The sequence below is a fragment of the Cyclonatronum proteinivorum genome (genome assembly GCF_003353065.1).
Taxonomy (GTDB): domain Bacteria; phylum Bacteroidota; class Rhodothermia; order Balneolales; family Cyclonatronaceae; genus Cyclonatronum; species Cyclonatronum proteinivorum.
This window is the reverse complement of sequence record NZ_CP027806.1, coordinates 3,563,240-3,590,100: the sequence shown is the minus strand read 5'-3', so window position 1 is coordinate 3,590,100 and position 26,861 is coordinate 3,563,240. Positions and strand designations below refer to the sequence as shown.

General features: G+C 54.2%; 18 protein-coding genes. 5 read left to right on the top strand and 13 right to left on the bottom strand.

Annotated elements, in window-relative coordinates:
* Positions 1 to 91: 91 nt before the first annotated feature.
* Both CYPRO_RS13600 and CYPRO_RS13595 read right to left on the bottom strand, forming a co-directional pair.
* Entirely contained in the window at positions 92 to 1,660 is a 1,569-nt protein-coding gene (locus CYPRO_RS13600; RefSeq protein WP_114985133.1) for an endonuclease/exonuclease/phosphatase family protein, read from the bottom strand.
* Between the two features lie 88 nt (positions 1,661 to 1,748).
* Complete coding sequence (locus CYPRO_RS13595; protein ID WP_114985132.1) at positions 1,749 to 2,315, bottom strand: CDP-alcohol phosphatidyltransferase family protein; 567 nt, start codon at positions 2,313 to 2,315, stop codon at positions 1,749 to 1,751.
* Between the two features lie 132 nt (positions 2,316 to 2,447).
* Here CYPRO_RS13595 and CYPRO_RS13590 point away from each other — a divergent pair, with 132 nt between their 5' ends.
* Positions 2,448 to 3,995: a T9SS type A sorting domain-containing protein gene (locus CYPRO_RS13590; RefSeq protein ID WP_114985131.1), complete on the top strand. Its 1,548-nt coding sequence runs from the start codon at positions 2,448 to 2,450 to the stop codon at positions 3,993 to 3,995.
* Positions 3,996 to 4,764: 769 nt separating this feature from the next.
* The gene (locus CYPRO_RS13585) at positions 4,765 to 7,299 is read left to right on the top strand and encodes a T9SS type A sorting domain-containing protein (RefSeq protein WP_164682804.1); all 2,535 of its coding nucleotides are present in this window, start codon (positions 4,765 to 4,767) and stop codon (positions 7,297 to 7,299) included.
* 394 nt (positions 7,300 to 7,693) lie between these two features.
* On the opposite strand, the gene CYPRO_RS13580 is transcribed toward CYPRO_RS13585, so the two are convergent.
* The 5 genes from CYPRO_RS13580 to parS form a co-directional block, all read right to left on the bottom strand.
* Positions 7,694 to 9,397, bottom strand: coding sequence for an amidohydrolase (locus CYPRO_RS13580; RefSeq protein WP_114985129.1), 1,704 nt, complete (start codon positions 9,395 to 9,397; stop codon positions 7,694 to 7,696).
* Between the two features lie 74 nt (positions 9,398 to 9,471).
* Positions 9,472 to 10,077: a hypothetical protein gene (locus tag CYPRO_RS13575; RefSeq protein ID WP_114985128.1), complete on the bottom strand. Its 606-nt coding sequence runs from the start codon at positions 10,075 to 10,077 to the stop codon at positions 9,472 to 9,474.
* A 5-nt stretch (positions 10,078 to 10,082) separates the two neighbouring features.
* Positions 10,083 to 10,295 (bottom strand): DUF2188 domain-containing protein, encoded by a 213-nt coding sequence (locus CYPRO_RS13570; RefSeq protein ID WP_114985127.1) that lies wholly within the window; start codon positions 10,293 to 10,295, stop codon positions 10,083 to 10,085.
* Between the two features lie 57 nt (positions 10,296 to 10,352).
* A complete protein-coding gene (locus CYPRO_RS13565; RefSeq protein ID WP_114985126.1) occupies positions 10,353 to 10,808 on the bottom strand; it encodes an RES family NAD+ phosphorylase in 456 nt (151 codons plus the stop codon).
* 11 nt (positions 10,809 to 10,819) lie between these two features.
* On the bottom strand, positions 10,820 to 11,254 hold the full coding sequence (parS, locus tag CYPRO_RS13560) for a type II RES/Xre toxin-antitoxin system antitoxin (protein ID WP_164682802.1): 435 nt from the start codon (positions 11,252 to 11,254) through the stop codon (positions 10,820 to 10,822).
* A 244-nt stretch (positions 11,255 to 11,498) separates the two neighbouring features.
* Between parS and CYPRO_RS13555 the strand changes: the two genes are divergently transcribed.
* The 3 genes from CYPRO_RS13555 to fahA all read left to right on the top strand — a co-directional run bounded on the left by CYPRO_RS13555 (position 11,499) and on the right by fahA (position 14,759).
* On the top strand, positions 11,499 to 12,284 hold the full coding sequence (locus CYPRO_RS13555; RefSeq protein ID WP_164682800.1) for an alpha/beta fold hydrolase: 786 nt from the start codon (positions 11,499 to 11,501) through the stop codon (positions 12,282 to 12,284).
* A gap of 142 nt (positions 12,285 to 12,426) precedes the next feature.
* A complete protein-coding gene (locus CYPRO_RS13550) occupies positions 12,427 to 13,434 on the top strand; it encodes a hypothetical protein (RefSeq protein WP_114985123.1) in 1,008 nt (335 codons plus the stop codon).
* A gap of 26 nt (positions 13,435 to 13,460) precedes the next feature.
* Positions 13,461 to 14,759 carry a fumarylacetoacetase gene (fahA, locus tag CYPRO_RS13545; protein WP_114985122.1) on the top strand — a complete coding sequence of 433 codons (1,299 nt, stop codon included), beginning with the start codon at positions 13,461 to 13,463 and terminating at the stop codon, positions 14,757 to 14,759.
* A 287-nt stretch (positions 14,760 to 15,046) separates the two neighbouring features.
* Here the strand turns inward: fahA and CYPRO_RS13535 are convergent, their stop codons facing one another.
* From CYPRO_RS13535 to clpA, 6 genes are all read right to left on the bottom strand, one after another.
* The gene (locus CYPRO_RS13535; RefSeq protein WP_114985120.1) at positions 15,047 to 17,542 is read right to left on the bottom strand and encodes a glycogen/starch/alpha-glucan phosphorylase; all 2,496 of its coding nucleotides are present in this window, start codon (positions 17,540 to 17,542) and stop codon (positions 15,047 to 15,049) included.
* 71 nt (positions 17,543 to 17,613) lie between these two features.
* Complete coding sequence (ispE, locus tag CYPRO_RS13530) at positions 17,614 to 18,486, bottom strand: 4-(cytidine 5'-diphospho)-2-C-methyl-D-erythritol kinase (RefSeq protein WP_114985119.1); 873 nt, start codon at positions 18,484 to 18,486, stop codon at positions 17,614 to 17,616.
* A gap of 99 nt (positions 18,487 to 18,585) precedes the next feature.
* Positions 18,586 to 19,998 carry a CCA tRNA nucleotidyltransferase gene (locus CYPRO_RS13525; protein ID WP_408625767.1) on the bottom strand — a complete coding sequence of 471 codons (1,413 nt, stop codon included), beginning with the start codon at positions 19,996 to 19,998 and terminating at the stop codon, positions 18,586 to 18,588.
* Positions 19,999 to 20,194: 196 nt separating this feature from the next.
* Positions 20,195 to 23,437: a S41 family peptidase gene (locus tag CYPRO_RS13520; RefSeq protein WP_333472977.1), complete on the bottom strand. Its 3,243-nt coding sequence runs from the start codon at positions 23,435 to 23,437 to the stop codon at positions 20,195 to 20,197.
* Positions 23,438 to 23,826: 389 nt separating this feature from the next.
* Entirely contained in the window at positions 23,827 to 24,201 is a 375-nt protein-coding gene (locus tag CYPRO_RS13515; protein ID WP_114985117.1) for a hypothetical protein, read from the bottom strand.
* Positions 24,202 to 24,545: 344 nt separating this feature from the next.
* On the bottom strand, positions 24,546 to 26,846 hold the full coding sequence (gene clpA, locus CYPRO_RS13510) for an ATP-dependent Clp protease ATP-binding subunit ClpA (RefSeq protein WP_114985116.1): 2,301 nt from the start codon (positions 26,844 to 26,846) through the stop codon (positions 24,546 to 24,548).
* Between the last annotated feature and the right edge of the window lie 15 nt (positions 26,847 to 26,861).

Genomic DNA, 26,861 nt, shown 5'->3' with positions numbered 1-26,861 from the left:
CCTGTTTTGAAGTTATTTGTCTCCAAAATAGGTTTTTATATCCTTATAAAACAAACGTTTTGATGAAGCGGGATGAGCGGCCTGAAAAATACTACTCCCAATCGGGATTGATATACGCCTCGCTTTCAATTACAAACTGCCAGTTGCCCCGGAATTTGCCGAGTCGACCGATGAAGCTGACCACCTCCCCGCTGCCCGCATCTGACGAAAACCGCTGCCGCACATTGAAAGCCGGTGCCCAAAGGTCATACAGCTGCCCGTTCACCTCCACCTGAAAGCCGTCCGTAATGTCGGCCTGAATCCAGAAAAGCTCATCAAAAAAAGCAGCTGTGCGGATGTCATGACCGGCGTAAGCATCCGGGAAATGAACGTCTGCGCGCTCCGGCATTTCATAGCGCACCGGAATAACAAAGCTGTCCTCGTCATCATTAACACCCGGATTTTCAAGGGTGAGAAAAGCCGCGTCTTCATTGGCATCTGCGTCAGCTACACGGAACCGCATGCTGATGGGCAGGTGATCGGAGTAGCCGCCGCCATCCCCAAAGAAGTGCCAGCGCCTTGGGGCGCCGCTGTTGGCATACACGTTTTTACCGGGCCAGCGGCCAACCGCAAAACTGTTATCCACGTACTGCACGCCCTCGAAATCGTACAAGCCGGTGCCAATCATGAGCTGCATAAGCGTGCCCCAGTTGCCGCGAAAAACATCCGAACCGCGCTCATCCAGCGGTAGCTCATACCAGAGATTGTACACGCCATCAACCTCGCCCCGCTTCACGCCGCGCTCATCGCCAACCGAGCGCAGGATGTCGTTCACCGCTGTGACTTCCATGTACGGGTACCGGTGCGACTGATGGTACTGACTGTTGAAGTCGCCGCCCAGGATGAAGTCCAGCTGTGGATTTCCGGCCAGCAGCGCATCAAGCCGTTCGCGCACAACCCGCGCGTTTTCAATGCGGACGAGCTCCAGTTCGGCATCTGAAGCCCTTGCGCGCCAGTGATTCACAAAAAGCGCGAGCTCGTGCCCGTGCACATCAACCCAGGCTTCCAGCGTAGGGCGTGCGGTGCCGGCAGGCAGAGCGCGGGTGCGTTCGTGCTGAATGGGCAGCCGCGAAAACAACACGTTTTTAACCGCATGCACCGGACGCCCGTCTGCGTCCCGTTCATAGGCGACGGCCACATCGTAGCCCGTAAGCCCGTGATCGTGCATGCCTTTGAGCAGCAGCATTTCGGCCGGCAGATCGGCGATTTCGTCATCAAGGTGCGTGGTCAGCATCTGTTCGATGGTCAGGTGCGCGTAGCGCGCGAGAACTTCCTGCGGGTCGTGCAGCGCAAAATCGGGCAGAGGCGTGAAATCACTCTCAATTTCTACAAACATGATCAGGTCAGGACCGGCACCGTCGTTGTAACGGGCCATGAGCCGGCTCGTTTTCTGAATTTTGGTGAGCAGGTGCTCGGGCCGGTACAGCGGGTTGCCGTCCTCATCGAACGGCTGATACTCGCTGTACACCGCGATACCATCGATGTCAAAAATGTTCTCCACATTGTGAACGACCAGTTTGTACTCCTGTGCAAAAAGCGGCGGAAGGGCCCAAAAAATGATCAGTACCAGGGCTGCAGCCAGTCGATAAAAAAAAGCAGGTGGGTGAAATCTGAAATGCATGAAATAAGCAGCTTGATGAATAGTAGGGTAAAAAAAGATGAAGCGGGAGTGAAACTGCGGTCAGGGGATGAAGCCATCCCCCGAAACACTAAAAACGCGGCCTGAAAATGCTGCGGATATCCGGGTGCACCTCGCCGTGAATCAGATAGATAAGAATAACTTCGGTGAAGCCGATCGCATAAATCAGGATTACAGCCCGGAAAACAAGGGTGGTATCCATGAAAAAGGAAGCGATCATGGCAATGAAAATAGCAGCGCCGCCCAGCTTGCTCAGCCAGGTATGCAGAAACAGCACCCTGCGGAATTTGAGTAAAGAGAGCACAATACTCGAAAAAAACAGCCCGAGCAGCAGCTGAAGATACAGCATGTTCGGCCCAAGATAATGCGGAAAGAGCACATAAAAGAACCAGGCCGAAGAAAGGTAGAACACGAAATCGGCAGCGGCATCAAGGTGTGCGCCAAACTCGGACTCCTGTTTCAGGTAGCGGGCTGCCTTGCCGTCCAGGAAGTCCGTAAGGCCCAGGGCGACATACAAACCAAGAAAGGTGTTGAGCTCCCCGGCATACAGCAGCCAGAATAAAAAAGGAACGCCCAGCAGGCGGCTGAGCGACAGGGCGTTCGGAAGATTCAGGTAGGTAACAGGTGTTATGGTCATGCCACATATTACCGGCTAAGCTTCAATTCTGCAAGTACCACAAAAACAATTGGTACCGCTTTTTTAGGTATATTAAGCTACTTTGAAGAACTGAAACGTTTAATTAACACTTACCTGAGCCTTGGTCTGGCTATGAGTACTTTCCGAAAATGGTGCGTGCTTACTGCGCTGATTCTGATAGCTGTATGCCTCACGAAACCCGCCCATGCGATGGCCGAAGCCGCGCCATCCGCCGATACCGATAAACTTGTGTACAGCTATTTTATCACCGATCCGCTCACGGAAATTCACATAGCCGTCATTACGCGCGCGTCCGCAGCGGTAAACTTTGAATACCGCAAAGCCGGAGACACGGCATGGGTCTCGCACGGGTTTACGCGAAATGCCGCAGTTCCGGGCATAAGCCGCGTGCTGCGGGAAGTGCACCTCACACAGCTTCGCCCCGACACCCGCTACGAAATCCGGTTCTCAGCCGGAGCAGACAGCCCGGTATTCAGCTTTCAGACCCTGCCAAAAACCCTCGACGCCCCGCTCAGTATCGTGAGCGGCGGAGATCTGTTCCACAATGCCGCGCTCATGACACCCGTAACAGCAGCGGCTGCCCGCGATAACCCCATGCTCGCAGCCATAGGCGGCGACTGGGCTTACGCCGACGGCAACCCGGAAAAAGTCTGGCGGTGGCTCGAACTTTTCCGGGTGTGGATGGAACACATGGTGACCCCCGACGGCAGAATGGTTCCTTTTGTACCGGGTATCGGCAACCATGAAGTAGTGGGCGGATACGGAACCGACCCCGGGCTTGCGCCCCTTTATTTCACCTTCTTCAACCTTCCCGATAAACGGGCCTGGTTCACCCTCGACGCCGGCGACTACCTCAGCCTCATCATGCTCGATACCAACCATACGAGCCGCATAGACGGGCCGCAGCGGGAGTGGCTGCGCGCGGAGCTCGAACGGCTCCGCGACGTGCCGCACGTATTTCCGGTCTATCATGTGCCGGCATGGCCTTCATTCCGTCCGCTCACCAACGCACATTCGCAGCAGGTGCGCGATCACTGGGTTCCGCTGTTCGAACAGCACGGCATTCAGCTTGCCTTCGAAAACCACGATCACACCTTCAAGCGCACCAAACCCATTCGCATGAATCAGGTTGACCCGACCGGTGTGGTGTATGTCGGGGATGGCTCATGGGGCGTATCAACACGCCGGGCAAACGACATCCGGCAGCGCTGGTGGCTCGAAAAAGTCACCGACGATCATCACTACTGGCACCTGTTGCTGTTGCCCGACACCCGCATGGTAACCGCAAGAAACGAGCACTATCAGATCATCGACAGCTTTGAACAGCGCATACCGCTTGAAGACGGCATGCCGGTTTTGCCGGGCCGTGAAGCCCTGCCCGAAGGCATTTTTCTCTATCAGAACTACCCCAACCCCTTCAACGCCGGCACCGTCATACGCTTCATGGTGCCTGATGAGTACAACCAAAAACCCCTACGGCTCGAACTGTTCAATACCGGCGGTCAGCGCGTCGCAACGCTCTACAACGGGCCGGTTGCGGCGGGCATGCAGCAGCTTGTTTTTGATCCGTCAAGGTATGCCCTAAGCTCCGGCACCTATGTGTACAAACTTCAGATAGGCGGACAGGTCCGAAGCAGGCAAATGCAGCTTGTAAAATAGCAAACCTGAAAACCCCCGTTTGACCGATAAAAACCATGTTGCCGCACAAAGTCCGAAGGGGGGGCAGCTAAACACAGGTGCCCTGTGTGCAACGCCGTAGCAGTGCAAGGCTTTATTTTTTTGGGGGAAATCCCGAGAGCATCACGGTCTTTCGTGGCAGCTCAGCGCTCCCAAATCATAATTTGAATCCCTTGCTTTTTGGATGTTCAACCCGCTTTGTGCGCTGAAAAATTGGTTCACGGGCAAGGCGAAGTTTACTCTTTCACGCGGTTTGCGGTCAGCGGGTACATTTAAGCTTGCGGGAGCCTATTCGCCCGGTAAGCAGCTTTGTTTTGTCGCAGACAATCCGGGTAAAGCGTGTTACGCTCGCTCGCTCAGGCCGGACCTTGCAAATAGTGGCATAAGGGAGTTTTTCTGAATGTTTACCCATCAAAAATGATTCAAAGCGCAGTGGGGTAGAACAAATTTCTTTTCGTGCGAAACAGCCTCATACTGCGAAGAGCCTGCAAAAAAAAGCAACGCCTTTGCCGCAGGTTTGGGATATTGGACCTGTCACGAAAAACAGTGATGTGCACGGAGTTTTCCCCAAAAAAAACAAAAGCTGAACATGCAGGGACGCGGGGTGCAGGTCTCCGTAAGATTGTATGCTGCCATTTCAGCGGCTTTTTGTATCTTAATTTGTAAGCGCTTACAAAATTGGTGCAGAAATCAGACACATGAAATCAGGAGTTCAGCTATGAAAAAATGGAGCAGGGTGTTGGGGAGCTGTATGTTAGCAGCCATCTTTGGTTTTGCGGAAGCCGGCGCTCAGCAGGCAGAAGTGCCGCAGCAGGAGAATCCGCCGATTTACATCGCCTTCCACTGGCACATGCATCAGCCAATTTACTGGCCGTATGAAAGCGTGGTCGAAACCGAAGCGCGGGGCGCATACAGTTTTTCGCTAAAGGAAGTGCATACGTCCCGAACCGGTCCCTACACCACCTGGCCGGCCAACGCGGTACAAAAAGGCATCAGCGCCGGTATGCCGCATTTTGGTGCGCAGGTCAGCTTTTCGGGATCACTGATCGAAAACCTGGAGGCCGCCCGACAGGCGGGCTGGGGATTTCAGAACTGGCGCGCACCCTGGCTGGGCGCTATTGCACAGCAGACATCCATGGGCAACCCCCGCATTGATATGACCGGCTTCGGCTACCATCATCCGCTCATGGCGCTTACGGATTATGACGATATCCGCCGTCAGATCCAGTGGCACCGTGAGATTATGGCCGAATATTTCCCCGGCGAATACAGCCGCGGCATCTTTCCGCCGGAGACCGCTTTCTCGCCCCGCATCATCCCTGCGCTGGTTGACGAGGGCTTCGAGTGGGTGATCGTCGATAACCTGCACTTCGAGCGGGCATCGGAGGGCGCCCCGCTGGGCGACGCCTCCGGGGTGAAGCGTCCCAACCGGGCCGATGTACGCAACCCCAACCCCGGCGACTGGCAGCAGCTCAGCGGCCTCTGGGCCCCTACGCCCGTTTCCATGCAGTGGGCACATCAGCCGCGCTTCGTATCCTTTACCAATCCCGAAACCGGCGAGGAAAGCCGCATCATCGCCGTTCCCGCCTCCCGCTATCTCGGCGAAGAGGACGGCCGCGGCGGCTTCGGAGCCCTGCAGTATGAGCACGTGATGAGTCAGTTCGAAGCTTTCAACACCGACCCCAACCATCCCATACTGTTGGTGCTGCACCACGACGGCGACAATCACGGCGGCGGCAGCGAGAGCTATTACAACCACAATTTCCAGAACATGGTGAACTGGCTGCAGCAAAACCCGGAGCGCTTTGTGGTTACCACTATTCAGGATTATCTCGACCGCTATCCGCCCAACCCGAGCGATGTCATCCATGTGCAGGACGGCAGCTGGCTGGGCGCAGACGCCGGCGATCCTGAGTTTAAGAAATGGCTGGGCGATCCGGGCAGCTACCCCGGCGCAGACGGCCCTTACAGCCCCGACCGCAACAGCTGGGGCGTGATGACCGCCGCCCAAAACTTCGTGCGCACCGCGGCGCAAATTAACCCCAATCACCCGGATACCCGCCGTGCATGGGAGTTCTACCTTAACGGACAGGCTTCCGACTACTGGTACTGGGATGGCACTGAAATGTGGGATTCCCACCCTTCGCGTGCAGCCAATCAGGCCGTTGAGAAAGCGCTCAGCGTGGTACAAAACGGCCCGGACCAAACCCCGCCCTCCATCTTTCTGCCGCAGCGTACCCCCTACAATCCCGGCGGCATCGAGTGGGACAGTCAGGGCGTGATGCCCTCCGATTTCGACATCTGGACCTACGTGTTCGATCTGAGCGGCCTTGATTATGTGCATTTACGCTACCGGGTATCGGAAAGCCCCGGCATCAGCAACGCAAACCTCACCTTCGCGGGCGGTGCGGGCGTAGGCGAGTGGGAAACCCTGGAGATGTCCGGCACCTTTATCCCGTCTATAACCAACCCGGTGCCCCTGCACAAAGCCGAGGAATTCCGCGCAACCATCACCGGCCTTTCTGAGGTCATGGTTGATTACTACGTCGAAGCCGCCGATGTGCACGGCAATGTGAGCCGGTCCCTGATTCAGCATGTCTGGGTCGGACAAACGCAGGGCGGCGGTCCCGGCCCGGGTCCTGATCCGGACGGCCCCATCGTGATAGAACCGGCACAGCCATCCGTTGATGATGTCATCACCCTTACCATCACCAACGCCCCCACGACCGGACGCCTGCACTGGGGCGTAAACACCTGGAATCAGCCGATCGAAGCCTACTGGCCTGACGGCACCTTTCTTTTTGGGGGCACAGGTCCTGCGGTGCAAACCCCGCTCACGCAGCTCGATGACGGTTCACTGCAGCTGCAGTTTGGCCCGTTTAACAACCCGGCGCAGGAAGTGCAGAATATATCCTTCGTCATCAATTATGACAACGACAGCTGGGATAACAACAACGGGCAGGATTATTTCATCAGCATCGCGGTACCGACGGCAACAGAGCCGGTCTCGGAAAACCCGCTGGCCTTCCGCCTCCATCAAAATTATCCCAATCCCTTTAACCCCGTTACCGTAATCAGTTATCAGCTGCCGGAAGCGGCTGAAGTCAGCCTCGAAGTCTTCAACCTGCAGGGGCAGCGGGTCGCAACCCTCATCGCTGACGAGCACCGCCATGCCGGAACCCATCAGCATCATTTCGACGGCAGCAGCCTCTCAAGTGGGATCTACCTCTACCGCCTGCGGGCCGGCAGTTACACCGAAACCCGCAAAATGACGCTTCTCAAATAATCCACGGATCGGGCCCTCTGTACCATCGCAGAGGGCCCGATCCCGATTTGGCTGCATACCAGGCGTTTTTTTCGACCCATTTCTGTGCAACTCAAAACAGGGGTTGTCCCCCGGGCTGTGCTTTGCCGCCCCGCTGGGGCTTTTTTCATTAATCTTATGGCGGACCGAGTTGAAAAAGCTGAGTTTGCGAAATTTTGAAGAAGCGGTAAAAAAATAGATTCGGATACAAAACTAATCGTCCAAAATTGCCAACATCATACAACAGCGCTGAAAGCGCGGCATACCAAAGCACAGGGTGCAAACCCTGTGTCCCGAATGCAAAAAAAACCAGAATTACCCGGAGCCTGTCCTGCGTGCTCCGGGTAATCCTGGCTAAAATAAGTTTGTTTTGGGTTTACTCAGCTTCAAAGACAAGTTCACCACCCACGAAGGTCATCACCGGCAGGATGTCGCGAATGGCATCTGCATCACCCCGCATAAAATCACCATCCCAGACTACAAAATCAGCGAGTTTTCCCGGGGTAAGTGAGCCGAGATCATGTTCGCGGAAGATCCCGTATGCGCTGTCGAGCGTATAGCTGCGCAGGGCTTCTTCACGGGTCATAACCTGTTCGCTGAAAAACACGTCTCCGGTCGGCATAAGGCGGGTTACCGAGCTGTGGAAGCTGTGCATAGGGTTGAGACGCTCAACCGGTGCATCCGTACCATTAATGATCACTGCGCCGCTATCCAGCAAGGTGCGCCAGACGTACGCGCCGCGCTGCGCCCTTGCTTCCGAAATCCGCTGCGCAACCCAGGGTCCGTCTGAAGTTGCGTGCACGCCCTGCATGGAAGCGATCACGCCGAGCTGACTGAAGCGCGGCACATCGTCGGGGTGCAGGTTCTGCGCGTGCTCTATGCGCCAGCGCAGGTAAGGACCATACACCCCGTGCTCTTCAAAGAGCGCTTCGTACAGGTCAAGGGCCTCCCGGTTGCCGCGGTCGCCGATAGCGTGAACGGCCAGTTGCAGGCCGTGCTCGAGCGCCAGTTCACCGGCCTCGCGGATGGTTTCAAGCGGCGTTGTGTTGAAGCCCGTTGTGCCCGGGTTGTCGGCATAAGGCTCAAGCATCCAGGCGCCATGCGTGCCCAGTGCACCGTCAATCGCGCGTTTGATACCGCTCACCCGAAAAAACGGATCGCCCTCAATAGCCCCTGCGAGCTCGGGCAGGGCTTCGGTCATCACTTCGGTGCGGTCGCGGACCATCAGGTGCAGCCGAACCATAAGCGGGTCTTCGCGATGTACCCGCATCATTTCGCGAATATGATGGACCGGGGTACCGGCGTCACCAAAAGTAGTGATACCCAGCCCCAGGGCTTCGCGCTCGGCCATGCGAACGACTTCCGCCATATCCGGCTCCCAGTTATTGCGCAGGGGCGCGAGCAAGTTGGAAGCCCGCTGACGAAACGGCCCCGCGGGATCGCCGTTTACTTCGCGTACGATTTCGCCACCTGCGGGGTCAGCTGTATCTGAAGTGATACCTAACACCTGCATTGCGTACGCATTTGCGAAGGTCATGTGCCCGCTCGCATGCGTGAGAATCACCGGATTGTTCGGGGAAACCGCGCTCAGCTTTTCGTGATGGGGAAGGTCTCCGATCATGCGCGCCGGCGCTTCCAGCCAGTCGTTTTGATGCCAGCCGCGCCCTACGATCAGGTCGCCCGGCTCGGCCTGCTCGACGGCCGCGGCAACCGCGTCCACAATACTCTGCCAGCTCGGCTTGCCCAACAAATCGAGCTGCAGCCGAAGGCTTCCGACGCCCCAAAAATGCGCATGCGCGTCAATGAAACCGGGGGTAAGAAGGCGTCCCCCGGCGTCAATAATTTCTGTGTCGCGCCCGGCCATTTCTGATATGCTGCCGGCATCGCCAACGGCGATGATGATCCCGTTCCGAACGGCAAGTGCCTCCGCCTCAGGCAGGCTTTCATCAACCGTAACGATGTGCGCATTCGTGATGATGAGATCGGGGGATTGGTCGGGACTGCTGCAGGAGAAGAGGAATGTAAAGCTACTTATGAAGAGTATCCAAAGAAAGATTCGGCAAAGAGAAAAGTTGGTCATAGTTTTATGTATTTACGCTTATTAATTTGAATTGGACTTCTCAATATTCAACTCGATAGTTCTGATGTTGAGCATTATTTAAACTGTTCAGAGATAGCACGCATAAACTCAGCTATGGGTAGCCTGTTAATATCTTTGAGCTTGAATCCTTCCTTAGATTTCTGCTCGAATAAATCCGCATAAAACTTATTGTAAGCGTCCCAAACTGAGCTGGCGCTTTTCATTTTGATTCCGTTTTCAGCAAGCCAGTTTCTTACTTCATAGACAATTTCTTCTGCATCCCCATTGTGGCACTTACAGTCGGCAAAAGACAAATCGGACAGAGCTTTTTGAGTACTGTATTTTTCTTCTTCCAGAATCAAAAATTTTTTACTCCGGTATTTTTTGTCGGGATGATAATCCCTGCACCCAAGATCAAGGCCGAGTTCAAAAGGCATATTCTGCCTAAAGTACTCGTTAATCCTTTTTGATTTAGCGCGGCTTAAGTCATGTATGGAAAATTTTGAAGCTTCGATCAGCTCTTTAATTTTGTTTAGCCTTACTTCTCCGGAGTCGCTTCTTTCAAGCGTGATTCGGGGTTGGAAGCCGCTTGAAATAATAGTAAAAAGGAGTGGTTTTAAAAGCGGGTAGTAATCGTCATCGAAAGGGCAATTGATGAATATATTTCTCTCGAATGACATCACTGCTATGCTTCTGCTTTAATCCATTTCTGAATAGAACCATCTTTTTTGTGGATGACGACATCCCCGCTGTCTTTACCTGTCATTTCAGCGACTTTAATGGCTTGCTCTTTGGATTTGAATACCCTTAGCGCTCTCTGAGCCCCTTCTATTTTTACAGCCCAGCCTTTGTCGCGCTTGATAACATGTACCCTTGGTTTAGCTTTTATTGGTTCCATAGCTGCTTTTGTTTAATGCTGATTTTATTGATGAATTTAAGCCTGAAACGTCTACCATCAAAAGAAAAACCGATCCAGCCCCAGGGGGCGTTCGTCCACAATTTTAATGTCGTGAAAGTGCTTTGAAGCCGGATTGAATACATAATTGTGTTCATCCGGCACGACTGATGATGGCACGCGGAAAACGCAGCATTCACGGTCGCGGAGGAGTTCATCGCCCAGATCCCGCGTGAAGGAATCAGGAGGGGAGGCGTCCCAGCCTGTGCTGAGTTCGCGGAGGGTGATGGTGCGAACCGGAATGTGATCGGGTACCTGAATGCTCAGAAGAACAAGGTCGCCGGGCATGCGCCTGAGATCGATGCGAACCAGGACTGCCAGCTGACACAGTGCGCGAGATTCGGAGGTGTACAGGGCGGGAATGCCGCGGCTGTTCCAGCGGCCACCGGCTAATTTTGCGCCGGTGCCGCTGAGATCTTTGGCATAGGGCCCGGATGTAGCGCGATAAACAAGCATGACGGGCTGATTTATGCGAATACGCCGTGTTCGATGCGCATAAGCTCATCGAGCACCATATCGAGGCCGAAAATGCTGTCTAAGAGACTGAGCGGACTTTCGCCACCGAGCGCTGCTGAGCGGTCTTTGAGCCAGCCGAAGAACTTCTCATCGCTGCCGAATACCGTGCGGCCCTTGTTGAAGAGCTGCCCGATGCGCAGTAATTTCTCGGATTCGGGCACGGGAAAGCGGTGACCACTTTTCTGATAGCGCTGCAGGCTTCGCTCGGAGATGCACAGGATGTGCGCCCAATCGCTGAGGGTGAGGGGTGCGGACTCCATGAGCTGATTGAGCTCACTGATGGTGAGGCCGTTTCGTGCCATGCTCAAAAATTTGCGGGACGTTTTATCGCTGAGATAGGGTACAGCGGTATCTTCGAGGATGTTGATGTGTTTGGGATCGCTCATGAGAGGTCTGATTTGGTGAACCATACTGTTACACCCTAAAAGTACGACATCTGTCGCTAAATTAAAACATTTTGTCGTAATTATTTCCCCCTTTCAATTTCTTTTTCGCAGCCGCTTTTTTGAAGGTAAGTATCAATCATTTGTTTAATTTTCACTGAAGCTCCGGCATGTCCTGTTGCTGTTGGGGGATATGCTCACTGGAATACCTTTTTTTCGATTCTGCGGAAGGGATTGGTGCGATTTAATGAAAACTTTTTTTGCCGACATTGACGGATTCTATACGGAGATCATTGATTATCATCCGGAGCGGAGTGCGGGGCAGCTTGTGATCGCTTTGCACGGTTTCGGAGGGAATGCCCGCACGTTTCGCCGGTTAAAGGGACTCTTGCCGGAAACCTATCGTTTGTGGGGCCTGTCGCTGCCGTGGCACGGACGTACGGAGACGGATGCAGTACGCGAGAAGATGTCGCTCGAAGGCTACGCCCGTGGTCTTGCTGCATTGCTCGACGAACAAGGTATCAGCCGGATCATCCTGCTTTGTCACTCCTTCGGCTCGCGAATCGGTGCGCTGTTTGCCAGTCTGTACCCGGCGCGCACGCAGCATTTGGTGCTGATCGCGCCCGGTGGCTATTATCCGCCGGAAGATTATATGTTCCGTTTTTTGGGCTCATTCCCTATGCGACGGCTCATCCGAAACGACCTTTTTCTTGCGCCTTTTGTGAAGTTTTTGATTCCAACCCTGCCCCGCGAGAAGAAAGCGGCGACCTATAATGCGCTGCGTCACATCGGCTGGTCGTTTCCGAGTATCAGCCTGAAGGCCCGCGGTGAGCTGCACCGGCTGCGCGCGTACCCCGGCAAAACCCTGCTCATCATCGGGGACCGCGACCGGCTGATGAAAGCTTCCTACGCCCCCAAAATTGCGCGCTGGTATCAGGCCTGCACTGTAGAAATTATGCCTGGTATCGGTCATTTGCCCATGGCCGAAAAGCCGGATGCGCTGTGCGCGTTGTTGGTACGGCACTGGGCGTAGGGTTTTCGGGGGATGGCCGCTGTGGCCTGAGAAGCTTTCCGGATCAATCCGGCAGCTTTGCATTTTATGCGCAAAAGCAACATTTTAGCGCCACGTATCAGCCCGAACGTTTTATTTGATTCGACCTTAAATTCAAGACTTCATGCAAGATGTTGACGCCATGAACGCTTCCCTGCGTGCCTTCTCAGAAGGCCTTATCGACTACGCCGGTCTCTTTCCGCCTGCCGGATTGGATATGCAGCCGGCCATTACAAACTTTCTGGACTACCGTGCCGGTGCGTTTCAGCAACAGCTCGGATCTTTTGTGATTCCCGCTGCGCGGCTTTCCGAGCTTGACGCCACTGCAAGCCCGCTTGCCATACATGCGCAGCAATGGGGAGCGGTCCCTTTTTCGGTGCTTGCCGGTGGCGGCTCCGACACAGCGGTTTTTCATCAAAACATGGATACCGCCCTGAAACAGGTGGAAGGCTTCCTGGATGTGCACGGGCATAATGTACGCGTCAGCGCCTTCGAGATCCGGCTGCCCGATGTTCTTCCTGATGCCGAAGCATTGCCGAAAGAACTCACGCAGCTCATAAAGACGGTTCACGCGCAGCTCGATACAGACCCCGATTTTTTCTTCGAGCTGAAGCGCGACGCTTCATGGCCTGAAAACGTCGGCAGGCTGACCGGTGCACTTGCGTCCGTTTCCGGGCCTTTTGCTCCGGCGCTCATTGGTTTCAAGCTGCGGTGCGGCGGGGTGAAGGCCGAAATGTTTCCTTCTGTTGCGGAAGTTGCCTGCGCTATTCACAGCTGTGTGCATGCTGATGTGCCGCTCAAAGCTACAGCGGGTCTCCATCATCCGGTCCGTCATTTCAATGCCGGTGTGCAAACGCGGATGCATGGCTACTTCAATGTTTTTGGGGCCATCATGCTTGCAAAAGTACACGGATGGAATCCGTCGAAGATCGAAGAAATGCTGGCGGACGAGCATGCTGCACACTTTATATTTGATGTTGAAGGCTTTGCCTGGAAGCATTTCAGGGCTGACCTTCCCCAAATTCGGGCGTACCGTGCCGGACTCGCAACATCGTACGGCAGCTGCAGTTTTGCCGAACCTTTGGAAGATCTCCATACGCTGGGCCTGCTCAGCGCACATCCCCAACTTTAATTTATTCACCCTGAAATTTTCCTGTTATGCCAACTTACGACGCAACGACTGACCCCGCTCTCAAAGCCTTTTTTGACATCCCGGCAGAATCTCATTTCCCCATCCAAAACCTGCCCTTCGGCGTTTTTCGCCCGGCTGCCCGACGTGAGCCCCGAATCGGTGTCGCCATTGGTGAGTATGTGCTCGACCTGAAGGTGCTGCAGACCCTGGGCTTTTTTGACGGGCCGAAGCTTCGCAATCAGGATGTTTTTGAAGAGCGCTGGCTCAACGATTTTATGGATTTGGGGAAAGCCGCCCGTGTTGAAGCGCGTCAGGTGATCAGCGATTTACTCTCCGGTAAGGACGCCCGCCTTAAGGACGATACCGATCTGCAGAAGCGGGCGCTGGTTCCGATGAAAGATGTGGTGATGGAGCTGCCGGTGCAAATCGGGGATTACACCGATTTCTACTCTTCCCGCGAGCACGCGACCAATGTGGGCACCATGTTCCGCGGCAAAGACAACGCCCTTCAGCCGAACTGGCTGCACCTGCCCGTTGGCTATCACGGTCGCAGTAGCTCGGTTGTGATCAGCGGAACGCCCCTGCACCGCCCGATGGGGCAAACCAAGGCTGATGATGCGGCTGCGCCTTCTTTTGGACCGAGCCGTCTGGTGGATTTCGAGCTGGAGATGGGCTTTTTCGTGAGCGGCGGCAACGCGCTTGGGAAGCGTCTCAGCATGGCTGAAGCCGAAGATCACATCTTCGGGCTGGCGCTGGTGAACGACTGGAGCGCGCGCGATATACAGAAGTGGGAGTACGTGCCCCTTGGGCCTTTCCTGGCCAAAAACTTCGGCACGTCCATTTCGCCCTGGATCATCACCCTGGAAGCGCTGGAGCCGTTTCGGGTGGCGGGTCCGGCACAAACGGATCCGGAAGTGCTGGACTACCTGAAGCCTGTCCGCAAGGATCAGACGTACGATCTGCGGCTTGAAGTTGCGATTCAGGGCGAGAAAATGGATGAAGCGCACACGGTTTGTGTCTCCAATTTCAAGTATCTGTACTGGAGCATGGCGCAGCAACTCGTTCATCATGCGGCTACCGGCTGCAACATGCGGACTGGTGACCTGCTGGCTTCGGGTACGATCAGCGGACCGACTGAGGACAGCTACGGTTCCATGCTGGAGCTGAGCTGGCGCGGAAGCAAGCCGCTGGCTTTCCCGAACGGCGAGACGCGCAAGTTCCTGCAGGATGGCGACACCGTGATCATGACCGGCTGGGCGCAAGGCAACGGCTACCGCGTCGGTTTCGGGAGCTGCGAAGGGAAGCTGCTGCCGGTGTCCGAATAGCCGGGTTTAGGCATTCAGGGTTTTGACGGCTCCGGATCAAAAAAAGCAAGGGGCCCGTCTTAGGTTTGGGGGCGCTCAATCTGTCCCCCAAGCTCCTGATGTTCACGGAGTTTACCCAAAAAAATAAAACATCGGATAAGCTCAGGCTGCCCGTCGCAGGGGGAAAGATTGCACTGAGCCGCCTTTTCGCAATAACAAAACAGGCTGATCCGCTTTATGCAGGTCAGCCTGTTTTAGGTTGGTTTACGGGTAATCAGACCGGGTTAACTGGGTTGATTCCGTGCGGCTTATGAGCCCTGATATTCGCGGCCTTTGTTGAGCTGATCTTCGCAGCCCCAGATGTCGGTTGCGTAGTCAGAGATGGTGCGGTCGGAGGAGAACTTGCCCACGCGCGCGGTGTTGTACAGCGCGACTTTGAACCACTCATCCGGCTTGCTGTAGAGGGCGTCGACTTCTTTTTGCGCTTCGGCATAGGCCGGGTAGTCGGCCAGGACGAGGAAGTAGTCGTTGCCGTCGAGGAGCGAATTGGTGATGGTGTGGAACAGGGACGGGTGATCCGGCTCGAAGAAGCCGTCGCGGATCTGATCTATCACCTGCTTGAGCGCTTTATCGGCATTGTAGTACTCCCAGGAGGAGTAGCCGCTGCGGCGCAGTTCTTCCACGCCTTCGACGGTGAGGCCGAAGATGATGATGTTCTCATCGCCCACTTCTTCCTTGATCTCCACATTTGCTCCGTCGAGGGTACCGATGGTAACGGCGCCGTTGAGGGCGAACTTCATGTTGCCCGTTCCGGACGCTTCCATACCGGCTGTTGAAATCTGCTCGGAAACATCTGCGGCAGGAATGAGCTGCTCGGCGAGGGTAACGGAGTAGTTGTCGAGGAAGAAGCACTGCAGCTTGCCTTCCATATCCGGGTCGTTGTTGATTTTATCCGAAATGCTGTTGATGAGCTTGATGAACATTTTGGCCATCGCGTAGCCCGGTGCAGCTTTTCCGGCAAAGATAATCGTGCGCGGCACTACGGGCGCGTCCGGATTGGCTTTGATGTAGTTGTACTGCGCTGCGGCGTAAATGGCCAGCATGAGCTGACGCTTGTACTCGTGAATCCGCTTGATCTGAATATCGAAGATGGCCTTGGTGTTGAGCTCAAAACCATAGTTTTCTTTCACATAAGCCGCAAGCCGTTCTTTGTTTTGCTGCTTGATGTCGCTGTATTTCTTCATGAACTTTTTGTCGTTCACTTTGTCGTCGAGCTTGCGAAGGTCGCTGAGGTGCGTGATCCATGAATCACCGATTTCTGAGGTGATAAGGTCAGCGAGCGGCTTGTTGCACTGCTTCAGCCAGCGGCGCGGGGTGATGCCGTTGGTTTTGTTGGTGAAGCGCTCGGGGTACATCTCGAAGAAATCGCGGAAGATGGTTTTCTTGATGAGATCGGTGTGCAGGGCCGCAACGCCGTTTACTTTGTGCGTGCCTACGATACCGAGGTTGGCCATCTGTACAGAAGGCTGCTCGCCTTCGCTGATGATGCTCATGCGGCGTACGCGGTTGACGTCATCGCCGAAATGCTCATGCACTTTGTTGATGAAGCGCTTGTTGATTTCATAGATGATTTGCAGGTGACGCGGCAGGAGGTTGCGCAGCATGGAAACCGGCCATTTTTCGAGGGCTTCGGGCAGTACGGTGTGGTTGGTGTAGGAAAGCGTTTTGACCGTGATATCCCAGGAAGTTTCCCAATCGAAGCCTTCTTCATCCATGAGAATGCGCATGAGATCAGGCACTGCGAGGTTCGGGTGCGTGTCGTTACACTGAATGGCGACGTACTTGGGCAGGTCGCGGAGGTCGTCGTGCTGCTGCTTGTACTCGCGCAGGATATCCTGCAGGGTGGATGATACCAGGAAGTATTCCTGCTTGAGACGCAGTTCCTGACCCACAAAGATTTTGTCGTTCGGGTAGAGTACGCGGCTGATGTTTTCGTGCAGCTCAATATCGCGCACCGCGTTGATGTATTCACCCTGATTGAAGCTTGTGAGGTCAAGCGATTTTGGCGAGGTGGCTTTCCAGAGGCGGAGGTTGTTTACCACGCCGTTGCGGAAGCCCGGCATGGGGATGTCGTTGGCCAGGGCGTACACGTGCTGCGTGTTTTCCCATTTGAAGCGCAGATGACCGTCTTCATCGGTGTAAGGCACGGAGCGGCCGTAAAAACGGACGGGGTACATCACACTCGGGCGGGTTGTGGCCCAGGGCGTACCGAAGCGAAGCCAGTCGTCCGGGCGCTCAATCTGATAGCCGTCGTGAATTTTTTGCTTGAAGATACCGTAGTCGTACTTAATTCCGTACCCGAAGCCGGCCAGACCAAGCGTCGCCATGGAATCGAGGAAACAGGCTGCGAGGCGTCCGAGGCCGCCGTTGCCGAGCGCGGCGTCATTTTCAATATCTCTGATTTCTTCGTAGTCGTAGCCCAGATCTTTACAGGCGTCGCGGAATTCCTGTTCGAGATTGAGGTTCACCAGCGCATTGTCGAGAAGACGGCCGATGAGAAACTCCATCGAAATGTAGTAAATTTTCTTGGTCTTCTTTTCCCGGTACTCTTTTTGGGTGTTCAGCCAGCTATCATGCAGGCGGTCCATTACGGAAAGAACTACGCTTTTGTAAAACTCTTTTTTGTTGGCCGTCTCAATATCAGTAGCCAGACTGTAGCGCAAATGGCTCAGAATATCTGCCTTTATCGACTCGGTGTCCATACCGGTCTTGACGTTAAGCTTTTTGCTTGTCGTTGTGCTCATAGCTTTATAATGTGTGAGAAATTAAAGGATTGATTTATAACCTTGACAGCGTGCCAATTTACGAAAAAAACTCAAGCTTTCAGATATACACCGTGTTTCGGGCGGAAGCCCGGCGGGGTGAGGTTGGCGCGGTACTGAAGCTGAAGGAAGTACTTGTAGCTGTCGGTTGCGGTGAGTTCCTGTTCAAAAATCCCGAATACCGCGCTGCCGCTGCCGCTCATGGCGGCATAGAGGGCACCCATATCATAGAACTGATCCTTGATGTTGCCGACATGGTGATACCGGCTGATGACACCCGGTTCGAGATCGTTGCGCAACAGGTAGTTCCATTCATCCGGCTCGTATTCAGTCAGAATTTCGGACAGCGGTATTTCGGGAGGTCCGCCGGGTTCGCACAGGCCGTAGGCTTCTGCCGTGTTGCTGTGAATGCCCGGCCAAACGGTTACAATATGGAAGTCGGGCTGAAAATCGACGAAGCTGAGCGCTGTGCCGGTACCGGTGCCGATGGCGGTTTGTGCGCGCACGAAAACGGGCACATCTGCGCCCAGCGCTGCGCCGAGTTCGGCGAGTTCGTTCAGGGGGATATCAAGTTCATATATGCGGCTCAACAGGCGGAGCATGACGGCTGCGTTGCTGCTGCCCCCGCCCAGTCCCGCCCCCGCCGGGATGGTTTTTTGCAGGCTGATGTCGAAGTAGCCGGAAGTCCCGTAGCGTTGGTGAAAGGCTGTGATGGCTTTCACGATCAGGTTATCCTTGCCGGTCGGCACCCCGGGGTCGTTGCAGCGGATACGGGTTTGTTCGGCCCTGCGCACTTCAAGCCGGTCGCTCATGTCAATGAAGGCAAAGCCGGTTTCGATATCATGGTAGCCGTTGGGCAGGCGCTCCCGGATGAAAAGCCCTAAATTGATTTTCGCATAGGAGCGGGCTACAAAAATGTCTGACATAGCGGGTGTTTTTATTTTCGGGGGATGTGTTTCCGGGTCGGTCTGTTTTTCGGGGCCGGATCAGGCTTTTCAGGTGGCAGAGGGTATCGTGGTACGTGGTTACGGACCTTCTTGCTGACGGGCAGTTTTGTACATGAAAGCCAGTGCGGCTTCGCGTTCGTTGGGGATTTCCCCGTCGAGGATGGCATTGGTGATGGCGTCTTTGATTTCTCCGACCGCCGGCCCCGGTTTGAGCCCCAGTTTTTCCATGATTTCGAGGCCGTCAACCGGCGGCTGAAAATTCCGCAGCTGATCTTTTTCTTCTACTATTTTTACCAGCTCTTCCACATGATCGAAGTTGCGGAGGTAGCGCTGTACTTTTTCATCGTTTTTGCTCGTGATGTCGGCCCGGCAGAGGGTCATCAAGTCGTCAATGTCGTTGCCGGCTTCAAAAATCAGGCGACGAACCGCACTGTCGCTGACTTCGTTGTTGGCCAGCGCGATCGGTCGCAGGTGCAGGCGCACAAGTTTCTGCACGTAGCGGAGGCGCTCATCCATCGGCAGCCCGAGCCGGCGGAATATCCGCTTGGTCATGGCTGCGCCAACGGCATCGTGCCCGTGGAAGGTCCAGCCGTGTTCTTTGGAGAAGCGCTGTGTAGGCGGTTTGCCGATGTCGTGCATGATGGCCGCCCAGCGCAGCCAAAGGCTGTCGGTATGCTCCGAAATATTATCGAGCACCTGCAGCGTGTGCCAGAAATTGTCTTTGTGGCGAACGCCGTCCACTTCCTTCACCCCGTGCAGGGCGATCATCTCGGGGGAAAACTGCCCGAGCAAGCCGGTATGGAATAAGAGCTTGAAACCGCGGGAGGGGACAGGAGCGAGAATGATTTTGTTCAGCTCTTCGAGAATGCGCTCTTTGGAGATGATTTCCAGCCGCCTGGCCATTGCGGTGATGGCGTCGTAGCTCTCCTGTTCGATGTGAAACTGTAGCTGCGCGGCAAAGCGCACCGCGCGCATCATGCGCAGCGGATCATCGCTGTACGTTTGTGCCGGCTCAAGGGGGGTGCGGATGATACCGGCTTCCAGATCTTTCATCCCGCCAAACGGATCGATCAGATCGAGCCAGTTTCCTTTGCTGAGCGACCAGCTCATGGCGTTGATGGTAAAATCCCTGCGCTTCTGATCATCCTGCAGGCTGCCGTTTTCAACGAACGGTTTTCGCGAGCTGCGGTCGTAGCTTTCGCGCCGCGCGCCCACAAATTCGAGATCGAAATTGCCGTACCGTATATGCGCCGTTCCGAAGTTGCGGAATACGCTGACCTGCCGGGTGTTGAGGAGGCGGGCTGTTTCCAGTGCCAGATCAATGCCGGAACCTACCGTCACGAAATCAATGTCGGCTTCTTTCTGAGCGTCCCGGCGTTTTAAGTAGTAGTCGCGTACAAAGCCGCCTATCACATAAACCGGCTGATTGCAGCGTACGCCGGCTTCTGCGATTACGGTGAAAATATGTTCCTGCTCCTGCGTTAGTTTGATTTTCGGCAAGACGAAAGTTTTTTGTTGAGGGAATTCCTGACTGACAGTGAAGGCCGCAGCCGTATCGGAAGCGAATATACGACTATGCCGTATAAAATATGATTTCCGTGCGTAGCCCGTATGAAGCAAAAAAGGGATGTCCCGCCGATGGGACATCCCTTTTTGACAGAGAAGTGCTGATCATGCTAAGCGGAAACTACTCGTAGGCTTCGCCGTCCAGTTGTTCGAGCAAGGCTTCCACAGAACGCATCAGTTGCTGATCTGTGCCCTGATCAATGAAGCCGGGCATATTTTTGACGCGGATGATCGGTTCGGTTTGGTTGTTCTCCATCCATTCGCCGCTTTTGTTGCGCGCGCTGATGGGTACAACGCCCCAGCGGGTACCGTCGGGCAGCGCAGACCAGCCGGCAAAGCTGCAGGTGCCCGGCACAGGCATGCCGACTGTAAGGCCGAGTTCCAGCTCGGTGTAGGCGCTTGCGTAGCAATGGCCGTCAGAATACATGGCTTCATTGTGCATGGAGAGGGTAGGCTTGGTCCAGCGGGAGGTTGGTTCGCCGCCCACAACCCGGTCTTCGGTCGCGTAGCGGTTGAATTCCACGCCGGTAAAAAACATGGCGAGATCGGCCACAAGATCGCCGCCGCCGTTGAAGCGCGCATCCACAATTACGGCTTCACGATCTGCGAAGCGGCCCAGCATGTCATGAATCACGCTGCGGAACGGCCCGTCGCTCATGCCGGGAATGTGCACATAGCCCAGGCGACCACCGCTCAGCTCGTCAACTTCCCGCTCATTAATACGCACAAAACGCCGGTACAGCAACTGTCGCTCCTGCCCCAGGGTGATGGGCTTGGTCGTTACCTGATGACGCTCCCCGGTTTCCGGATCAACAATGTCAAGGAGGACAAATTCCCCGGCTTTGCGGTTCAGGAAGGAGGCTACATCGCGGTCGGCACTTACGAGCTCCCCGTCAATTTTTTCAATAATCATGCCGGCTCTGATGTGCCGCAGTGCGGCCCGGTCGAGCGGACCGCCTTCCATAATTTCCACAATACGGATTCCGTCGTCTTCAAAATCGAAATCCTTGAAAATGCCAAGGGAAGCTGTAGCATCGCCGTTGGGAATATTTCGGGAAAAGCGTGCGCCGGCATGCGAAACATTCAGCTCGCCAATCATCTCGGAGATCATCTCTGCAAATTCGTAGGAGTTGCCCAGGTGCGACACATATTTTTTGTACTCTTCATGCAGCATGCTCCAGTCCACCCCGTGGAAAGTTGGCTCGTAGAAGACGTTTTTGGTGCGGATGTACACGTGCTCGAACATGTGTTCGCGCTCAGCTGCGGCATCAAAGGTCATCTCTCCGGCAATACGGATCGGGGTTTGGGTACCCGCAGAGGGGTTCAGTCGGGAAATGGAGCCGCGTGCGAGGAGATAGAGGTTTTCCATGTTGTTATCCCACATCAGGCTGCCACCGGGCACGTTCAGACGAATAGCCTGCCGGGTTTCGCGGGTGCGGAGGTTGGTTTCCCAAAGGTTAGCGTTGTCTTCAAAGCGGGTGAGGTAGTACAGCGTTTCCCCGTCTTTGGAAAGCACCGCATCGCTGATGGAGCTTGAGTGAATGGTGAAGCGCGCCATACGATCGCGGATGTTGTCGAGCTCGAACGTAAGCGTTGTGTCGCTGTCGCCGTTGTCATTGCTGTCGTCGCCGTCGCCGTCGCCGTTCAGCGCTCCCTGCACCGCCTGCATGAGCTTGTAGTCATCTTCGCTCAGATTAAAGGTATCCCAGGCTTCCCCTGTGAGGAAAATCCCGTATGCGTCAAGCTCGTTGCGTCCGCTTGTCGCGAAACTGCGGAGGCCGTCGCGGTTGGTGAAGAACAGAATCCGGTCGCCGTCGCCCACCCATTTCGGGCTGTAGTCCATGAATCCGCTTTCGGTGAGGTTGTGTCTTTCACTGCCGTCGGCGGCGAGCAGCAGTACTTCGGCGTTGTGAAGCAGCTTGCGCCAGCTCACGAGAATCCACTGACTGTCCGGACTCCACGAAAAGCTTTGGTCGCCGTCCTGCATGTGGAAGAGGTCTTCGGGACCGAGCAGGTCGTGCGTTTCACGGGTTTCGAGGTTCATCACCCGCAGGGTTCGCCGTCCGGCGATGTAGGCAAGATGTTTGCCGTCAGGGGAGAAGGAGGGAAGGTAGGCATCTACGCTGTCGCTGACCACAATCTGTTCTTCGAGCAGGGTGCTTGCGTAGAAAAAGGGCTCTTCGCTGCGTACCCGGCGGGTTTCAAAAATATGCCACTGTCCGTCGCGCTCGCTCGCATATACGACCGCACTGCCGTCGTGATTCCAGGTGACGAAGCGCTCGCGCTGCGGGGTGTTCGTAATGCGCTTGGTGAAGGCACCGTCAGTAGAGGTTACAAAAACTTCACCCCGTGCGATGAATGCAATTTCCTTTCCGTTGGGGGAGACCGCCATTTCCTGCACACCGCCGTTGATCGTGATAATACTGTCGGTGTTGCGGGTATCCTGTGTGCGAATGCGGACGTCCACTTTTTGCGGTTCTTCGCCTTCCTGCATGGTGTAGAGCTCGCCGTCCCAGCCGAAAGCAAGGGTTCCCTGCGCGTAGCTCAGAAAACGTACCGGGTGCAGCTCAAAGAAGGTAATTTGCTCAGCGGGTTCTGAACCCGTAAGCGACATTTTGTGCACATTAAAACTGCCGTTGCGCTCACTCAGGAAGTAAAAAGCCGATTCATCAGTATTGAAAACAGGCTGCCGGTCTTCCCCTTCTACAAAAGTGAGCTGCCGGTGCGTATCACTTTCGCTTTCATATATCCAAATATCACGGGCGATGGCAGATTTCTGATGTTTGCGCCACTCATTTTCGCCGCCTTTTTTGTCGTGATACAGCATACGGCTGCCGTCAGTACTCACCTGAACATATTCGGCGGGTATGGTGAAAATCTGCCCGACCCTGCCGCCTTCAACCGGTACCTGATACAGTTCCGGCTGCGATGGAGACGGAAACTGACGGTGTTCTGCACGATCCTGACGTACTGCGCCAAAAATGACGTGCTGATCGTCGTGACTGAAGCTGTACGGGAATTCGTCATTTGAATGGAAGGTCAGTCGCGAGGCTGTTCCGCCCATAGCATCCATCACATACACATTAAAATTGCCATAGCGGTCGCTTGCGAAGGCAATTTGTGAGCCGTCATTGCTCCAGACCGGAATAAAATCGTGTGCTTCGTGAAAAGTAAGCTGCCGGGCTTCGCCCCCTTCAACAGGCACGCGGTAAAGGTTGCCCATGTAGGTGAAAGCTATGTGCTGTCCGTCGGGCGATATGGTTTGATAGCGAATCCATTGCGGCACAATATCTTGCGCACGCAACTCAATCACGGTCGCCGCTATAAAAAGCAGACTGAAAAAGAGTCGTAGGGTATATTTCAAAATAAAAAAGCGTTTTGGATGTGTACGAATTAAAATGAATTGCTCAATTTAATGATATTCGCACTTAACCCGCAGAAATCAGAGTAGGATTTGATTTGATTCCCAAAACACTGATAATGTTATGTTTAGCTGAAGTGACGGAGCAGCAATTTAAAAGGGATGAGATTGCTGACCATTGAAATTTCCCCTGCGTAGTCTGAAAAGCATCATATGAACGCACTACCCTGTTACACGCTTCTGTCTTTGTTCTTATTAAACCTGAAGCGGCTGCATGATTCGATCAGAACATTTTATGTAAAGGACCGAAGCGAGCAGCTGTCTGTGATTTCAAGAAATAAAAAAGGCAGCTTTTGTTGAAAAACTGCCTGTGGAGAGAATCTGATTAAGCGTTAAATAGCATAACCCGGTTGCAGGGCTTTTGATTTGATGAAGGAAGCATTGGTGGAAGGGTTAAATCCGAATGCATGAATTTCCCTGATATCATTGAACTCAAGCAGGTAGAATGTAAACTCATAGTCGTTCTTTACGGATTCGGGAATTTCAAAATAATTGAAGAACCTGAATGCTTCGCCTGAGATTTTTGTGGATCCTAAGGGCTGATAGAGGGAACTTTCGTAATCATTCAGCATCTGGATTTCAGTTTCTGTGAAAAGAGGCGTGAATGAAGCGCTGTCGTGTGAGTCGCTAAGAAAGATTTTCGAGATGATGAAAATCATTAAAGCAACAAAGATGAAAAAAGAGAGGGTTGTATTACGATTTAACATGACTGAGTCCAATTGATAATGAAACGCTTTTCAAAACAGTGTTGAGAAGCGGTAGAATTCTTGTATACCCTGACTTAAGCTTTGTGTAAAGCTACGTAAACTTATCCTGAAAGTAAACAGTTCCCCCTATAAATATTTTGTTTTATTAAAGTCGTAAACGCTGAGCTAGCAGAGTCCTAATAATTAGTCATAAATCCCCGTTTTTGTAGAATTAAAGCTGTTTTGATGGGCTTTGGGTTGTAAATAAAAATCTCTACATCTGTGTGGTTTGGGCAAAAAATAAGCGCCTGACGGGTTGTCGGGCGCTTACATAAAGAGTGCTTTTGTAAATGACGGGCTCTGATTTATGCGTCAAAACTGAACTTTAGCTCATCCGTTTCGCTGTAAAGGCGCACTTCGCCGCCATTTTGTAAACGGCCAAAAAGGATTTCATCAACGAGCCGGTCTTTAATTTTTTCCTGAATCAGGCGCCCCATCGGTCGTGCACCATAGGCCGGCTGATAACCGTGCTGCGCAAGCCACTGCCGGGCTGAGTCATCAGCGGTGAGCACCACTTTCTTTTCGGATAGCATTGCGCTCAGTTCGCTGAGCTGACGATCTGCTATTTTGAGAATAACCCGTTCGTCGAGGCGATCAAAAATTACGGTGCCGTCAAGACGGTTTCGAAATTCCGGGGTAAAATGCTGTTCGATGGCCTTCAGCGGATTTCCCTTGCTGCCAAACCCTGCCCCGGCAAAGCCTATCGCCGTGCTACTCATTTCCCGGGAGCCCAGGTTGGAGGTCATGACCAGAATCACGCTGCGGAAGTCGGTTTTGCGGCCGGTGTTATCGGTGAGGGTCGCGTAATCCATAATCTGCAGCAAAATGCTGAACAGGTCAGCATGGGCCTTTTCAATTTCATCAAGCAGCAAAACGGCGTTGGGATTTTTGCGCACAGCTTCGGTGAGCAGTCCGCCCTGTTCAAAGCCGACATATCCCGCAGGCGCTCCTATAAGCCGGGAAACCGTGTGCTTTTCCATGTACTCACTCATATCGAAGCGGATCAGTTCAATGCCCAGCTCCGCGGACAGCACCTTGCAAAGCTCGGTCTTACCAACACCGGTCGGTCCGCTGAAGAGGAAAGAGCCAATAGGTTTGGTGGCGTGCCCCAGACCCGCACGGTGCCGTTTGATGGCTGTAACAAGCGCATGAATGGCCTGATCCTGTCCGAAAACTTTGTTGCCCAGCTTGGTCTCAAGATCTTTCAGGCTTTCTTTTTCTTCGGAGGAAATAGACTGCACCGGAATGCGCGCAATCTTGGAAATGAGCAGTTCTACGTCTTTGGTCGTGACGGTTTTGCGTTCGGGATGATTGAGGGAAACCTGAGCGCCGGTTTCATCGAGCACGTCAACGGCTTTATCGGGCAGCCGGCGTTCGTTGAGGTAGCGGGCCGAAAGCCGCACCATGGCTTCAATGGCGCTCGGCTGATATTTAATGCTGTGGTGCTTTTCAAAAGGCTCTTTGAGCCCTTCCAGAATACTGATGGCGACCTGTTCGTCCGGTTCGGCAATATCAATTTTCTGGAAGCGGCGGGAGAGCGCACGGTCTTTTTCAAACACATTTTTGAACTCTTCGTAGGTCGTTGCGCCAATGCATTTCAGGCTGCCGTCGGCCAGCAGGGGCTTGAGCAGGTTTGCGGCGTCCATGGTACTGCCGCCCGCCGCCCCCGCACCGACGATGGTGTGGATTTCATCGATGAACAAAATCACCCTTTCCTGTTTCTTGAGGGCGTTGAGTACGCCTTTCAGCCGGGCTTCGAAATCGCCGCGGTAGCGGGTGCCCGCGATCAGATTGCCGAGATCGAGCGCATAAATAGTGAAGTCCTGCAGCCGTTCGGGCACTTCTCCGTCCACGATACGCTGCGCCAGTCCGCGGGTAATGGCCGTTTTCCCGACACCGGGGTCACCCACATAAATCGGATTGTTTTTCATGCGGCGGCACAAAATTTCGATGCTGCGCTGAATCTCGAGATCACGTCCGATGACTTTATCGAACTTGCCCGCTTTGGCAAGCGCCGTCCAGTTTTCGGTAAACTGTTCCAGGAAACCTGGCTTTTTCCTGCTACCGGACTTTGTCCGGCTGTCCTCACCGGCTTCTTCGCTTTCGTCGGCATACGGGCTGCCGGAGGCTGTGTCTGCGGTCTCATCTTCGCCTGAGCCGTCGAACTCGGGTTCAATACCCGGCTTGGTAATGCCGTGCGAGATGTAGTTGAGCACATCGATGCGGTTTACGCCCTGCCTGCGCAGGAAAAAACAGGCGTGACTCTCATCTTCATCAAAAATACAGATGAGCATATCCCCAATGGTGACTTCGCTTTTATCGGCGCTGCGGGCATGAACCAGCGCTTTGTGCAGCGCCCGTTTAAAGCTTACGGTATGAACCGGATCGTAATCTGTCTCTTCACTGACTTCCAGATCCTTATAAAAAGATTTGATATCGCGGGTGAGACGTTCGGTATCCGCACCGCAGTTGTGCAAAATCCGGCGGCCTTCATCTTCCTGAAGCATGGCGTGAAGCAGATGTTCCAGGCAGACATACACATGTCGCTGCGCCTTGGCAATGGTGTAGGTATTTTTAAGGGCGCTGTCGAGTTTCTTGTTGATCATAAATGAAAAAAGGGG

Bases quoted from the DNA above. Each gene is read 5' to 3' on its own strand.
- CYPRO_RS13550 (WP_114985123.1), top strand. From the start codon at position 12,427: ATGCAAGATGTTGACGCCATGAACGCTTCCCTGCGTGCCTTCTCAGAA.
- CYPRO_RS13555 (WP_164682800.1), top strand. From the start codon at position 11,499: ATGAAAACTTTTTTTGCCGACATTGACGGATTCTATACGGAGATCATT.
- parS (WP_164682802.1), bottom strand. From the start codon at position 11,254: ATGAGCGATCCCAAACACATCAACATCCTCGAAGATACCGCTGTACCC.
- CYPRO_RS13600 (WP_114985133.1), bottom strand. From the start codon at position 1,660: ATGCATTTCAGATTTCACCCACCTGCTTTTTTTTATCGACTGGCTGCA.
- CYPRO_RS13515 (WP_114985117.1), bottom strand. From the start codon at position 24,201: ATGTTAAATCGTAATACAACCCTCTCTTTTTTCATCTTTGTTGCTTTA.
- CYPRO_RS13535 (WP_114985120.1), bottom strand. From the start codon at position 17,542: ATGAGCACAACGACAAGCAAAAAGCTTAACGTCAAGACCGGTATGGAC.
- CYPRO_RS13595 (WP_114985132.1), bottom strand. From the start codon at position 2,315: ATGACCATAACACCTGTTACCTACCTGAATCTTCCGAACGCCCTGTCG.
- CYPRO_RS13565 (WP_114985126.1), bottom strand. From the start codon at position 10,808: ATGCTTGTTTATCGCGCTACATCCGGGCCCTATGCCAAAGATCTCAGC.
- clpA (WP_114985116.1), bottom strand. From the start codon at position 26,846: ATGATCAACAAGAAACTCGACAGCGCCCTTAAAAATACCTACACCATT.
- fahA (WP_114985122.1), top strand. From the start codon at position 13,461: ATGCCAACTTACGACGCAACGACTGACCCCGCTCTCAAAGCCTTTTTT.
- CYPRO_RS13570 (WP_114985127.1), bottom strand. From the start codon at position 10,295: ATGGAACCAATAAAAGCTAAACCAAGGGTACATGTTATCAAGCGCGAC.
- CYPRO_RS13580 (WP_114985129.1), bottom strand. From the start codon at position 9,397: ATGACCAACTTTTCTCTTTGCCGAATCTTTCTTTGGATACTCTTCATA.
- CYPRO_RS13575 (WP_114985128.1), bottom strand. From the start codon at position 10,077: ATGTCATTCGAGAGAAATATATTCATCAATTGCCCTTTCGATGACGAT.
- CYPRO_RS13590 (WP_114985131.1), top strand. From the start codon at position 2,448: ATGAGTACTTTCCGAAAATGGTGCGTGCTTACTGCGCTGATTCTGATA.
- CYPRO_RS13585 (WP_164682804.1), top strand. From the start codon at position 4,765: ATGTTAGCAGCCATCTTTGGTTTTGCGGAAGCCGGCGCTCAGCAGGCA.
- ispE (WP_114985119.1), bottom strand. From the start codon at position 18,486: ATGTCAGACATTTTTGTAGCCCGCTCCTATGCGAAAATCAATTTAGGG.